The organism is Streptomyces sp. NBC_01261, from assembly GCF_036226385.1.
In the GTDB taxonomy this organism is placed as follows: domain Bacteria; phylum Actinomycetota; class Actinomycetes; order Streptomycetales; family Streptomycetaceae; genus Streptomyces.
In genome coordinates, this window is the sequence record NZ_CP108463.1 from 6,457,140 (window position 1) to 6,470,697 (window position 13,558).

Here is a 13,558-nt window from a genome sequence, read left to right on the forward strand (position 1 = left end):
GGTTACGCCGAGCCGCGTATGTACGGACGTACGGACGTGATGGCTCCGGCGGAAGGACCCCCGAAGTGCGATCCTCCGAGCGGCTCGTAGTCGCCGTGGCCTCCGCCGGGGTCACCTGGCCGCACGAGGACTGGCCGCCCCAGGACGATCCGTACGTGGACCGTGTGCTGCATGTCCCCCCGCCTCACCACGGGTTGGCGGAGACCGCGGCGGACGTCGTCGTGCTGCACTGCGAGGACCCGGCCGTGTCCTTTCCGGGGCTGCTGGAGGTTCTCCGCACCCGGAGTGTCCCGGCGGTCGTGGTCAGTCCGCGCCGGGACACCGAAGCGGTCGTCGAGGTGTTCCGGGCGGGGGCGGGCTATCTGGTCGAGGGCGACCACTGCCCCGAGATGATGTCCTCGGCGATGGTGGCGGCCACCGTCGGGCACACCTACCTCTCGCCGTCGGCGTGCGACGCCCTGCGCGAGGGGGCCCGTCGGATGACCGCGACCGACGAGGCGTTGGAGCGGCTGCGAGCCCTGCTCTCGCCGCGCGAGCAGCAGATCATGGAGCTGCTGTCGACCGGCCTGGGCGCACAGCAGATCGGACAGCGCCTACGGCTGAGCGAGAAGACCGTGCGCAACAACCTCAGCAACATCTATGCCAAGTTGGACGCCAGGAGCGGCACGGACGCGGTCCTGCGCTGGCTGGGAGCCACGCCCGTGCTTCGCACCTGAGAACCGGGGAACCGGGGATCAGGGTGCCGGAACCTCCGTCAACGGTATTTCCACGTCGGTGACACGGGCGCCGCCCTGACCGAATCCGGCCTCCTCGGACTGGAGGGCCTTCGTGGAGTTCGGGGCGGCATCGGCGGCGGTCGTCTCGCATTTCACATTCCGCAGCCAAAGGCGCCCGTCAGGCGTTCCGTTGTTCAGGATCTGCGGATAGAAGACATGCACGGTGGCCGCTCCCTCGCTCGGCGCGAAGAACACCGTCCGGCCGTCCTGTGCCTCTTTGTACGTGGCTTTCAGGAATCCGCTCACATCGGTGCGCTTGGCGGACCACATGAAGAAGGCGGTGCTGTCCGCCTGCACGGTGTCCGTCCGGCTGAACGCGAGGGTGGTCGTCTTGTCGTCACGGGTGATGTTGATGGTCGACGTGCTGAATTCCAGGCCGACTTCGAAGAGCGAGTTCCCGAGTTTCGTACCGGCCTCGGTGACGGTTCCCTCCTCCACCTGAAGGGTTCTCGTCACCGACGTGCTCACGTTGAAGGTTTTCGTTGCGGTGCCCGTGGAACCGCAGTTGTCGGACACCGGGGAGACGCGTTCGTTGGGCCCGAGGCTGTTCGCCTTGAACTGGACGTCCACGAACTGGCAGTCGGCCAGTCTGTCGGAGTCCGAGGAGCAGTCGGCGCTCACTTCGGACGGGGTGGCGGCATTCGCCTGGTTCATCAGCGGGACGATCACCGCGAGCGCCGCGAGGGGGGCCAGGGCGAGGGTGATGCGCTTCTTCCTGCTCCGGTGACTTCTCGTGCGGCCGTTCCGGGACATGGGTATCTCCTCTGCGCTGTAAGGGAGTTGAGCTGCGGGTTCCTGACGGCGGGCCGGGGCTCAGCAGTCCTCCAGGACCGCCTTCGAGGTGCCGTCCACGACACCGGGAGCACCGGCCGCACCCGGCAGGACGACGGGTCCCTCGACGACGTCCGGCGCCACGAAGTTCCGCTCCGGGCTGGCCGGCAGGACGGTGGTCTGCTCCCGGGCGTCGACACGCACCCGCCATTCCCCGGTCATCCGCTGCAACTTGGGCGTGAACTCCATGTGGAGCACCTTGCCGACCGGCACGTCCCGCGCCTCCGTGTCCCCGGCCGTCGCCGATTTCACGGTCATGTCGAGGGTGCCCTTGTGCTTGGCCCAGGCCCCGCTCAGGAATCCGAAGAGGCCGCCGGCGACGCCCTGTTGGGTGGAGACGTACTTTCCCTGTCCCTGGGCGGCGGTCGACGACCAGGTGATGGAGACCTTGGCCGGATCGGTGGCGTTCGGCTCGCAGTTGGGGAAGTCGATGGACGCCTTTTCGGTGGGTCCGTCGAAGGTCTCGAAGTTCGTCTCCACGTAGTCGCAGTTGTCGGCCTGGAAACCGTCCGCGAAGGCGCCGCCGAAATCCTCCACGGACCGCTGTTCGCCATTGACCACCGCGGACCTCTCGCACATGGTCATGATCTGGTCCGGCGTCTTCGCGTCGGCCGCGTTCGCCGACGGCAGCAGTGTGATGACCACCCCGCCGGTGGCGAGTGCCGCGCCGATCGCCACGTACCTGACTTTCCTGTTGCGCAATCTCCGCTTTGCCATACCCGGCATTCTTGGAGTCAAGCCGGGGTATGGACAGAGTCAAATGTCCCTACTCCGCGGTCACTTGAAGTGCGCTTGTGCTCTTGCCGTGTGCTTGTGCAAGGTCTCCCTCTTGCGCAAGGAGCCCCCTCCCACTATCTGACGCTTCGTCAGATACGGCGCTACGATGCCCTGCATCCACCGATCCCGAGGAGGCCCGCATGGGCAAGCTGGACGGGCGTGTCGTCATCGTCACCGGGGCGGCGCGCGGGCAGGGGGAGCAGGAGGCACGGCTGTTCGCGGCCGAGGGCGCGAAAGTCGTCGTAGCGGATGTGCTGGACGAGCAAGGGGAGGCGCTGGCGAAGGAGTTGGGCGCGTCCGCGTCCTACGTCCATCTCGACGTCGGCGAGGAGGCGGACTGGAGTGCCGCCGTGCGGGCCGCCAAGGAGGCGTACGGGCGGATCGACGGGCTGGTCAACAATGCCGGGATCCTGCGGTTCAACTCCCTTGTGGACACGCCGCTCGAAGAGTTCATGCAGGTCGTGCGGGTCAACCAGGTGGGCTGTTTCCTGGGGATCAAGACCGTGGCGTCGGCGATGGAGGACGGCGGCACGATCGTCAACACCGCCTCGTACACGGCGGTCACCGGGATGGCGGCGGTCGGGACCTACACCGCCACCAAGCACGCGATCCTCGGGCTCACCCGGGTGGCCGCGCTGGAGCTGGCGAGCCGGCGGATCCGGGTCAACGCCGTCTGCCCCGGGGCCGTGGACACCGCGATGTCCAACCCGGCGCGGCTCGACCCGGACGCGGACCCGGAGGAGATGACCCGGGCGCTGGACGAGCTGTACCGCAAGCTCGTGCCGCTGGGTCGGATCGGGCGGGCCGACGAGGTGGCGCGGCTGGCGCTGTTCCTGACGTCGGACGACTCGTCGTACATCACCGGGCAGCCGTTCGTGATCGACGGGGGCTGGCTGGCCGGGGTCAGTGTCATCTGACGTCATCTGACGGGGCGTCATCTATTGACGAATCTGACGGCACGTCAGAAAGTCGTAGCACTCATAGGAACCATCTGGACTGGGACGGTGAACCTCCTTGGAATTCGGGCTCTTTGTACAGGGATACGTGGGCAAGCGTGCCGAGACCGACCCGCTGGCCGAGCACAAGGCGCTGATGGAGGAGACCGAGTACGTCATCCAGGCGGACAAGTCCGGCTTCAAGTACGCCTGGGCGTCCGAGCACCACTTCCTGGAGGAGTACTCGCACCTCTCGGCCAACGACGTCTACCTCGGCTACCTCGCCCACGCCACCGAACGCATCCACCTCGGCTCGGGCATCTTCAACCCCCTCGCCCAGGTCAACCATCCGGTGAAGGTCGCCGAGAAGGTCGCCATGCTCGACCATCTCTCCAACAACCGCTTCGAGTTCGGGAGCGGGCGGGGTGCCGGGTCGCACGAGATCCTCGGGTTCATTCCGGGGGTGACCGACATGAACTACACCAAGGAGATCTGGGAAGAGACCATCGCCGAGTTCCCCAAGATGTGGCTCCAGGACGAGTACGTCGGCTTCCAGGGCAAGCACTGGCAGCTGCCGCCGCGGAAGATCCTCCCCAAGCCGTACGGGAAGGCGCACCCCGCGATGTGGTACGCCGCCGGGTCGCCTCCCTCGTACGCCATGGCCGCGCGCAAGGGGCTGGGGGTGCTCGGGTTCAGCATCCAGAAGGTGTCCGACATGGAGTGGGTGCTGGAGCAGTACAAGACGGCGATCGTGAACGCCGAGCCGGTCGGGGCGTTCGTCAACGACAACGTCATGGTGACCACGACGGCGATCTGCGCGCCGACCCATGACGAGGCGATCCGGATCGCCACGAGTGGGGGGCTGCACTATCTGCCCTCGCTGGTGTTCCGGTACCACGACACGTTCCCTCGGCCCGAGGGGTTCCCGGTGTGGCCGGAGACGCTGCCCGAGTACACGCCGGAGTTCGTCGAACTCCTCGTGGAGGAGGAGCTGTTGATCTGTGGGGATCCGGATGAGGTGCTCACCCAGTGCAAGCGGTGGGAGCAGGCCGGGGCTGATCAGTTGAGCTTCGGGTTGCCGGTGGGGGTGCCCAAGGAGGAGACGTTGCAGACGATTCGGTTGATCGGGGAGCACGTGGTTCCGAAGATCGACACGGATCCTGTTCACCGGACCACGCGGTTCCGTCAGGCGGCTTGAGGGTTCGTTGCGGGGTGCGGGTGCGTGGGGGCTGGTCGCGCAGTTCCCCGCGCCCCTGGGCAGGGCCGCGCCCCCGGAGTCCAAGGAGGCAAGGCTCATGCTCGATCACGTCATCAAGGGCGCGACCGTCGTCGACGGGACGGGGGCGCCCGGCTTCATTGCCGACGTCGGTATACGCGGCGGTCGTATCGCCGCGATCGGCACGATCACCGAGGAGGCCCGTACCGTCGAGGACGCGCACGGCCTCTTCCTCGCGCCTGGGTTCGTCGACCCCCATACCCACTACGACGCCCAGCTCTTCTGGGATCCGTATGCCACGCCCTCCCTCAATCACGGGGTGACTACGGTCGCCGCCGGGAACTGTGGGTTCACGCTCGCGCCGCTGATGCCGGCGGACGCCGATTACACGCGGCGGATGATGTCCAAGGTCGAGGGGATGTCGCTGGTCGCGCTGGAGGAGGGGGCGCCCTGGAGCTGGCGTGGGTTCGGGGAGTACCTGGACGCGCTCGAAGGGCGGATCGCCGTCAACGCCGGGTTCATGGTGGGGCATTGTGCGCTGCGCCGGTATGTGATGGGGGCGGACGCCGTGGGTGGGCAGCCCACTGAGGAGCAACTTGCAGCCATCGTGCGGCTGTTGCACGAGGCCATGGACGCGGGTGCCTGGGGTTTCTCCACCACCCAGTCCTCCACCCACTCGGACGGTGACGGGAAGCCGGTCGCCTCCCGGCACGCGCTTCCCGCCGAACTCATCGCGCTGTCCAAGGCGGTTGGGGAGCACGAGGGGACACAGATCGAGGCGATCGTCGCCGGCTGTCTGGATCAGTTCAGTGACGCGGAGATCGATCTGTTCGTCGAGATGAGCGCGGCGGCCGGGCGGCCGTTGAACTGGAACGTGCTGACCATCGACGCCGCCGTGCCCGAGCGCGTGCCCCGGCAGCTGTTCGCCAGTGAGCGGGCTCGGAAGGCCGGGGGGCGGGTCGTCGCGCTGACCATGCCGATCCTCACGCCGATGAACATGTCGCTGGGCACCTTCTGCGCGCTGAACCTGATACCCGGGTGGGGACCGATCCTGAGCCTGCCCGTGCCCGAGCGGATCGCCAAGCTGCGGGAACCGGACGTACGCGCCGAGATGCTGCGGAACGCCAGCTCCAAGGAAGCGGGCGTCTTCCGGCGGCTCGCGAACTTCGGGCGGTATGTGATCGGGGACACGTACAGCGCGGCCAACGAGGGGCTCACCGGGCGGGTGGTCAACGACATCGCCGCCGAGCGTGGTCAGGAGCCCTTCGAGTGTCTGGTCGAGATCTGCGGCGCTGATCAACTCCGTACGGTTCTGTGGCCCATGCCCTCCGACAACGATCCCGCCTCCTGGGCGCTGCGTGCCGAGACCTGGCAGCACGAGGACGTGCTGCTCGGTGGGTCCGATGCCGGGGCACATCTGGACCGGATGTGCGGGGCGCCGTACACGACCCGGTTCATCGGGGACTGTGTCCGGGGGCGGAAGCTGGTGGGGCTGGAGCAGGCCGTGAAGATGCTCACCGATGATCCGGCTCGGTTGTTCGGGCTGCGGGAGCGGGGGCAGGTGCGGGAGGGGTGGCATGCGGACCTGGTGCTCTTCGACCCGGAGCGGATCGACGCCGGCAAGGCCACCCTGGTGCACGACCTGCCGGGCGACAGTCCGCGTCTGGACTCCACGGCGATCGGCATAACGGCCGTGTGGGTCAACGGAGTTGAGGCCATCCGGGGCGACGTGGTGAGCGGGAACGTGCCGGGGCGGGTGCTGCGGTCGGGGCGGGACACCAGGACGGTGAGCACGAAGTGAGTTCCCGAGTCGGTTCTCAAGTCGCGGACGGTCAGAGGTTGTTCGTCGGGGGTGAGTGGGTCGAGCCGGACGGTGGGTACTACGCCGTGGTCGATCCGGCTACCGAGGAGACCGTGGGGTGGGCGCCGGAGGCCTCGCGGGGGCAGGTGTTCGCCGCTGCCGCCGCGGCGCGGGAGGCGTTCGGGCCGTGGTCGCGTACGCCGGCCGAGGAGCGGGCGGCGATTCTCGGGCGGGCGGCGGACATCATCCGTCGCGGGCTCGTGCCGTACGCCGAGCTCGCCCAGGCGGAGACCGGCGCCACGACCGGGACCGCGCGGGCCATGCAAGTGGGCGTCGCCGCGGCCCGGTTCCGCCGGTACGCGACCGTGGAGCCGGCCGAGTGGGCGATCGCGCCGCAGGTCAACGAGGCGGGGCCGTTCGGGCGGGCGGCTGTCATGGGCGCGATCGCCGTGCGGCAGCCGGTCGGTGTCGTCACCTGCGTCACGTCGTACAACAACCCCTGGGCCAACCCCGCCGGGAAGATCGCCCCCGCCCTCGCCATGGGCAACACGGTCGTCGTGAAACCGGCCCCGCAGGACCCGCTGTCCGTCTACCGGATGGCGGAGGCGCTGGAGGCGGCCGGGGTGCCGCGCGGGGTCGTGAACGTCGTCAACGGGCAGTCGGTGGAGGTGGGCGAGGCCGCGGTCGAGTCCGGTGACGTCGACATGGTCAGCTTCACCGGTTCCACGGCCGTCGGGCAGCGGATCGCCGAGGTGTGCGGGCGGGGCATGAAGCGGCAGCTGATGGAGCTGGGCGGGAAGGGCGCGGCGGTCGTCTTCGACGACGCGGATGTGTCGGCCGCCGTGTCCGGGATCGGTACGACGTTCTCCTTCTACAGTGGGCAGATCTGTACGGCGCCCACGCGGGTGCTGGCGCAGCGGGGTGTGTACGAACGGGTCGTGGAGCAACTGGCCGGTTATGCCCGGGCGTTGAAGGTCGGCGATCCGCGCTCGCCGGACACGGTCGTCGGGCCGGTGATCTCGGCGGCACACCGGGAGCGCGTCGAGTCGTACGTCGAACTGGGCCGCAAGGAGGGCGCGGTGGTCGTCGCGGGCGGCGAACGCCCCTCCGACGGACCGGGGTTCCTCGTCGCCCCCACCGTCCTCGCCGACTGCGGCCCCGAGATGCGGGTCGTCCGCGAGGAGATCTTCGGCCCGGTCGTCGTGGTCGTCCCCTTCGACGACGAGGAGGAGGGAATCACCCTCGCCAACGACAGCGACTACGGCCTCATCGACTACGTCTGGTCGGGGGACGTGGCCCGCGCCTTCCGCGTCGCCCGGCTGCTGCGGGCCGGCGGGGTCGGGGTCAACACCGTGGGGCGCAACATGGAGGCACCGTTCGGGGGCTTCAAGAAGAGCGGGGTCGGCCGGGACGTGGGGTCGTACGCGCTGCACGCGTACAGCGAGGTGCAGGCGATCGTGTGGCCGGGGTGATGCCGAGCCCCCCGTCCGCCGGGCCACATCCCCCGCCCCCGGTCACTTGTCCAGATCCACCCGCACCGTCAACAGACTCGACCCCATCGCCTTCACCGCCGCGCTGTTGAAGCGGGGGAGAGTGCGCAGGCGGGCCCGGGGGTCGTCGTCGGGGAGGAGATGGGCCGTGCCGGTGTGCCAGCGGCCCAGGATGCGGACCCGGACCTTCGGGTTCGCCTTGATGTTGCGGACGTACTGGGAGAGCTCGCCGAACTCCGATACCAGCCAGAACGTGTCGCCGACGCGACGGCCGCCGAGCGGGGTGCGGCGCGGTTGACCGGAGACCCGGCCGGTGGTCTCCAGGACGGTCTGGGTGGGGAGGTGGCGGGTGACCGAGTTCAGCACGCGTTGGATCCGGCTGATGGTGCGGTACTTGGCCTCGGGGTTCGGCGTCGGCATCTTTCTCGGATCTCCTGTTGCTCGGACGGGGCGTGGACTTCAATGATCCCGTGCGCGTCGTGACGTGGAACCTGTGGTGGCGGTACGGGCCCTGGGAGGCCCGGCAGAAGGCGATTCTCGCCGTGTTGCGTGAACTGCGGCCCGATGTCGTCGGGTTGCAGGAGGTGTGGGATGCCGAAGGTGTGAACCTCGCCGGGTGGCTCGCCTCGGAACTCGGGATGCACTGGACCTGGGGAGCCTCCCACGACCCCGGGTTCTGGCAGCGCCGACTCGGCGATCCCACCGTCGGGATCGGCAACGCCGTCCTCAGCCGTTGGCCCGTCGCCGAGCGGGCCGTGCTGCCGTTGCCGCCCGGGGACGGTGACGGCGGTCGGCTCGCGCTCTACGCGGGGCTGGACGCGCCGGGGTACCGCGTCCCCTTCTTCACCGCCCACCTCTCCTCCGCCACCGACGCCTCGGCCGTACGGTGCCAACAGGTCACCGCCCTCGCGGAGTTCGTCGCTGGCCACCGTGGCGACGGGCCCTTCCCGGCCGTCGTCACCGGTGACTTCAACGCCTGGCCGGACTCGGACGAGGTGCGGCTCTTCGGGGGGTACCGGACCGCACCGGCCGTGGGCGGTCAAGTCCTCATCGACGCCTGGGACTTCGCCGAGCCGGGGACGCCCTCAGCTACCTGGGACCTTGCGAATCCCTACGTGGCGGGCACGTTCGGGCCCAGCGTGCGCGTCGACTACGTCTTCGTCGAACCGACCGGGAAGGGCGGGACCGGGCATGTGCGGGGCGTACGGCGGGCAGGAGACGGGCCGGTCGACGGGGTGTGGCCGACCGACCACGCGGCCGTTGTCGTGGACCTGAGTGACTGACGGCAGGGCCTGGTTCACCGCTTGGCTCCGCCCAGGAAGATCGGGTTCGTGAACGCCGCCAGCGCCCCCGGTACCGCCCCCGCCGCCGTCTCGTGCCTCAACTCGGCCCGTACGTACGCCGCGTAGGCAGCCGTCGTACTCCACTCGACCACCCCCGCCCCACCCACCGGCAGCGGATCGCTGGTGAACAGCACCCCCTGGTCGGTCACGAAGCGGACGGTGCAGCGCGGGGCGCCGGTGGCTTCCAGCCGTAGCGTGACCGGGGTGTCCGCATCCACCCTCAACCGCGCGCCGATTCCCGCGTGTTGGGCCCGGCCGCCGGACGCGGTGAAGGTGAGGGAGAGGTTCTTGGACTCGGAGACGTACGAACGCCCCGCGCGGAGGCCGTCCTGGATCGCCTCCCGCGTCAGGTCGTCGGCCAGGACGACGGTTTGGGGCAGGCCGATCGCGTCGGGGTCGCGGTGGGCGTCGCTGTTGCCCATCGCCGGGAGCCACTCCCGGTTCTCCCGTACGGATGCCACCAGGGTCGCGTCCCAGGAGGCCAGGGCGATCTCGTCGTCCGGCGTGTAGGGGCCGTTCCACACCTCGACGGCGTCCGCCTCGCCGAAGCCGAACTTCCAGGCGCAGCCGATGCAGGTGGCGTGCGGGTGGGCGGGGACGACCAGACCGCCGGCCCGCCGGATCTCGCGGGCGAACTTTCCGAAGCGGTTGTCGCGCGCCCGGTAACGCCAGTCGACGAAGGTGCCGGGTTCGGTGCCGAGGGCGACCACGTGACCGTTACGCGTGGTGACCTCCTCGCCGAGCATGATGAGCAGGTCGTCGCGCGCCTCCGGGGCCCAATGGGGGTGTGAGGACTGGGTGTTGTGGTCCGACGAGTTGATGAAGTCCAGGCCCGCCGCCCGCGCCAGCGCCGCGATCTCGGCCGGGGTGCGGCGTCCGTCGGAGTACCAGGAGTGCAGGTGGCAGTCGCCCCGGTACCAGGCCCGCCCGCGCCCCTTCGCCCGCTCCGGCGGATACACCGGCCGCGGCGCGACGCCCGGTTCGCCGTAGGTGAGCGTGATCGTGAGCTCGTACGACAGCCCCTGCGGGGAGACGGTGTACGGGCCCAGCGCGACGTGCCAGGTGCCGGCGCGCACCGGGCCGGGGAGGTAACCGGGCGTCGCGTCGTCCACGCGGATGAAGAACTCCGTGCGGGCGCCGCCCGACCAGCCCCGGAAACCCCTGCCGCCCAGGTCCGTGCCGTGCTGGTCGAAGACGCCGATGTCGAGCGCGTTGCCCTGGGTGCCGGCCGGGACGGACGGTCTGTCGTACGTGTAGGCCACCTTGATCTCGGCGACCCCCGTGGGGACCTCGACGGGCACGTACACATAGTCGGGCGAACCGGTCGGGAGCGTGCCCCGTACCGTCCGCGTCTCCTGGGCACCGCTTGCCGGGGTCGCCGCACCGCTCGCGAAGGTCACGCTTCCCAACGTAAGCGCGGCGGTGGCGCCCGTCACGATCAGCGCACGTCGGTTCAGGCCGTTTCCGTGATCGTCGTCGCACATGCCGCTGCTCCCGGGGTGTCGTGAGTGACAGGGATCGTGCAGGAGTGACTCGCAGGACTGCTACGACTCTGGTAGTCGGCTGTGAACTCCCGTGCAAGGGAAGGAAATCGACACCTGTCCGGAGAACGACGGCGGACCCGGCGGGAGAACGCGCCGCCGCGGCCCGTTACACCGTGTAACGAACTCGGCGGCGGGATGAATCGGGCGCCCCTCTTTGGCCTGATCAGGCCGATCGTATGCTCGAAGGATGACGACTCCCGCGAGCTCCGGAACCGGCCCGACCGAGAACTCCATGCGTCGCGCCCTCAAACGCGCCCGTGACGGCGTGGCCCTCGACGTCACGGAAGCGGCGGTGCTGCTCCAGGCGCGCGGCGAGGCCCTCGACGACCTCACCGCGTCCGCCGCCCGGGTGCGCGACGCGGGCCTGGAAACGGCCGGCCGCCCCGGCGTGATCACGTACTCGAAGAGCGTCTTCATCCCCCTCACCCGCCTCTGCCGCGACAAGTGCCACTACTGCACCTTCGTCACCGTCCCCGGCAAGCTCCGCCGGGCCGGCCACGGGATGTTCATGTCCCCGGACGAGGTCCTCGACATCGCCCGCCGAGGCGCCGAACTCGGCTGCAAGGAAGCCCTGATCACGCTCGGCGACAAGCCCGAGGACCGCTGGCCGGAGGCGCGCGAGTGGCTCGACGCGCACGGCTACGACGACACGATCGCGTACGTCCGCGCCATCTCCATCCGCATCCTGGAGGAGACGGGCCTGCTCCCGCACCTCAACCCCGGGGTGATGACCTGGACGGACTTCCAGCGCCTGAAGCCGGTGGCACCGAGCATGGGCATGATGCTCGAAACGACAGCTGCGAGGCTCTGGTCCGAGCCGGGCGGCCCGCACTACGGCTCCCCGGACAAGGAACCGGCCGTACGCCTAAGGGTGTTGGAGGACGCGGGCCGTTCATCCGTCCCCTTCACGTCCGGCATCCTGATCGGCATCGGCGAGACGTACGAGGAGCGCGCGGACTCCCTCTTCGCGCTCCGCAAGGTCTCCCGCTCCTACCACGGCATCCAGGAACTGATCATCCAGAACTTCCGCGCCAAGCCGGACACGGCGATGCGCGGCATGCCGGACGCGGAACTGGACGAGCTGGTGGCGACGGTCGCGGTGGCCCGGCACATCATGGGCCCGGCGGCCTGCATCCAGGCCCCGCCCAACCTGGTCGACTCGGAGTACAAGCGCCTGATCGGCGCGGGCATCGACGACTGGGGCGGGGTCTCCCCGCTCACCATCGACCACGTGAACCCCGAACGCCCCTGGCCCCAGATCGAGTTGCTGCGCGAACAGTCGGCGGAGGCGGGCTTCGAACTGCGCGAACGCCTCTGCGTCTACCCGGAGTTCGTGGGCCGCGGCGAACCCTGGCTGGACCCGCGCCTGCTGCCGCACGTACGGGCACTGGCGGACCCGGAGACGGGCCTGGCCCGTGAGGACGCGGTGGTCGAGGGCCACCCGTGGCAGGAACCGGAGGAGGCGTTCGTGTCGTCCGGCCGCACGGACCTCCACACGACGATCGACACGGAGGGCCGTACGTCCGACCGCCGCGACGACTTCGACGAGGTCTACGGCGACTGGGGCGCCCTGCGCGAGGCGGCGGCACCCGGCATGGTCCCCGAGCGCATCGACACGGACGTACGGCAGGCCCTGGCGACGGCCGCCGACGACCCGACGAAGCTCACCGACGCGGAGGCCCTCGCGCTGCTGCACGCGGACGGCCCGGCGCTGGACGCGCTGACGCGGATCGCGGACGACGTACGGAAGTCGGTGGTCGGCGACGAGGTGACGTACATCGTCACGCGGAACATCAACTTCACCAACGTCTGCTACACGGGCTGCCGTTTCTGCGCCTTCGCGCAGCGCCGTACGGACGCGGACGCGTACACACTCTCCCTGGACCAGGTGGCGGACCGGGCCCAACAGGCCTGGGAACTCGGGGCGGTCGAGGTCTGCATGCAGGGCGGTATCCATCCCGACCTGCCCGGCACGGCGTACTTCGACATCGCGAAGGCGGTCAAGGAACGCGTCCCCGGCATGCACGTCCACGCGTTCTCCCCCATGGAGGTGGTGAACGGCGCGACGCGCACGGGCCTCTCCATCCGCGAGTGGCTGACGGCGGCGAAGGAGGCGGGCCTCGACACGATCCCCGGCACGGCGGCGGAGATCCTCGACGACGAGGTCCGCTGGGTCCTGACGAAGGGCAAGCTGCCGACGGCGACATGGATCGAAGTGGTCACGACGGCTCACGAGTTGGGCATCCGTTCGTCGTCGACGATGATGTACGGCCACGTCGACCAGCCGAGACACTGGCTGGGCCACCTCCGGACCCTGGCGTCCGTCCAGCAACGCACGGGCGGTTTCACGGAGTTCGTGACGCTGCCGTTCATCCACACCAACGCGCCGGTGTACTTGGCGGGGATCGCCCGCCCGGGTCCGACGATGAGGGACAACAGGGCGGTGGTGGCGATGGCGAGGCTGCTCCTCCACCCTCACATCCCCAACATCCAGACGAGCTGGGTGAAGTTGGGCTCGGAGGGCGCGGCGGAGATGCTGCGTTCCGGGGCGAACGACCTCGGCGGCACGTTGATGGAGGAGACGATCTCGCGGATGGCGGGTTCGTCGTACGGCTCGTACAAGTCGGTACGGGACCTGGTCGCCGTAGCGGAGCTGGCGGGCCGCCCGGCGAAGCCGCGCACCACCCTCTACGGCGAGGTGTCGGAGGAGCGGCAGCGGACCGCTTCCGTCTCGGACGGACACCTGCCGGAGCTGCTGCCGGTGCTGGACTGAGCGGGAGGAGGGCCGGACGGGGGCCGGTACGATGATCCGACCCCTGTTCGATCGGGATGTGGGGGCTGTGAG

At 69.5% G+C, this 13,558-nt stretch carries 11 protein-coding genes; 7 read left to right on the forward strand and 4 right to left on the reverse strand.

Going from position 1 to position 13,558, the window contains the following annotated elements:
• Positions 1 to 65 precede the first annotated feature (65 nt).
• Positions 66 to 716: a response regulator transcription factor gene (locus tag OG226_RS28775; protein WP_328682466.1), complete on the forward strand. Its 651-nt coding sequence runs from the start codon at positions 66 to 68 to the stop codon at positions 714 to 716.
• 18 nt (positions 717 to 734) lie between these two features.
• On the opposite strand, the gene OG226_RS28780 is transcribed toward OG226_RS28775, so the two are convergent.
• Complete coding sequence (locus OG226_RS28780; RefSeq protein WP_329350469.1) at positions 735 to 1,529, reverse strand: hypothetical protein; 795 nt, start codon at positions 1,527 to 1,529, stop codon at positions 735 to 737.
• A gap of 60 nt (positions 1,530 to 1,589) precedes the next feature.
• Positions 1,590 to 2,324: a hypothetical protein gene (locus tag OG226_RS28785; protein ID WP_328682470.1), complete on the reverse strand. Its 735-nt coding sequence runs from the start codon at positions 2,322 to 2,324 to the stop codon at positions 1,590 to 1,592.
• Positions 2,325 to 2,524: 200 nt separating this feature from the next.
• On the opposite strand from OG226_RS28785, the gene OG226_RS28790 reads away from it, so the two are divergent.
• The 4 genes from OG226_RS28790 (at position 2,525) to OG226_RS28805 (ending at position 7,808) form a co-directional block, all read left to right on the forward strand.
• Positions 2,525 to 3,301, forward strand: coding sequence for an SDR family NAD(P)-dependent oxidoreductase (locus OG226_RS28790; RefSeq protein ID WP_328682472.1), 777 nt, complete (start codon positions 2,525 to 2,527; stop codon positions 3,299 to 3,301).
• Positions 3,302 to 3,398: 97 nt separating this feature from the next.
• A complete protein-coding gene (locus OG226_RS28795; RefSeq protein ID WP_328682473.1) occupies positions 3,399 to 4,517 on the forward strand; it encodes an LLM class flavin-dependent oxidoreductase in 1,119 nt (372 codons plus the stop codon).
• A 97-nt stretch (positions 4,518 to 4,614) separates the two neighbouring features.
• Positions 4,615 to 6,336 carry an N-acyl-D-amino-acid deacylase family protein gene (locus OG226_RS28800; protein WP_329350470.1) on the forward strand — a complete coding sequence of 574 codons (1,722 nt, stop codon included), beginning with the start codon at positions 4,615 to 4,617 and terminating at the stop codon, positions 6,334 to 6,336.
• A gap of 38 nt (positions 6,337 to 6,374) precedes the next feature.
• Positions 6,375 to 7,808: an aldehyde dehydrogenase family protein gene (locus OG226_RS28805; protein WP_328682477.1), complete on the forward strand. Its 1,434-nt coding sequence runs from the start codon at positions 6,375 to 6,377 to the stop codon at positions 7,806 to 7,808.
• A gap of 42 nt (positions 7,809 to 7,850) precedes the next feature.
• On the opposite strand, the gene OG226_RS28810 is transcribed toward OG226_RS28805, so the two are convergent.
• A complete protein-coding gene (locus OG226_RS28810; protein WP_328682479.1) occupies positions 7,851 to 8,246 on the reverse strand; it encodes a nitroreductase/quinone reductase family protein in 396 nt (131 codons plus the stop codon).
• 50 nt (positions 8,247 to 8,296) lie between these two features.
• Between OG226_RS28810 and OG226_RS28815 the strand changes: the two genes are divergently transcribed.
• Positions 8,297 to 9,109 carry an endonuclease/exonuclease/phosphatase family protein gene (locus OG226_RS28815; RefSeq protein ID WP_329350471.1) on the forward strand — a complete coding sequence of 271 codons (813 nt, stop codon included), beginning with the start codon at positions 8,297 to 8,299 and terminating at the stop codon, positions 9,107 to 9,109.
• Positions 9,110 to 9,123: 14 nt separating this feature from the next.
• On the opposite strand, the gene OG226_RS28820 is transcribed toward OG226_RS28815, so the two are convergent.
• Positions 9,124 to 10,653, reverse strand: a complete 1,530-nt coding sequence (locus OG226_RS28820) for a CehA/McbA family metallohydrolase (protein WP_329350472.1) — start codon at positions 10,651 to 10,653, stop codon at positions 9,124 to 9,126.
• A 247-nt stretch (positions 10,654 to 10,900) separates the two neighbouring features.
• Between OG226_RS28820 and OG226_RS28825 the strand changes: the two genes are divergently transcribed.
• On the forward strand, positions 10,901 to 13,486 hold the full coding sequence (locus OG226_RS28825) for a bifunctional FO biosynthesis protein CofGH (protein ID WP_329350473.1): 2,586 nt from the start codon (positions 10,901 to 10,903) through the stop codon (positions 13,484 to 13,486).
• The last annotated feature ends 72 nt before the right edge of the window (positions 13,487 to 13,558 follow it).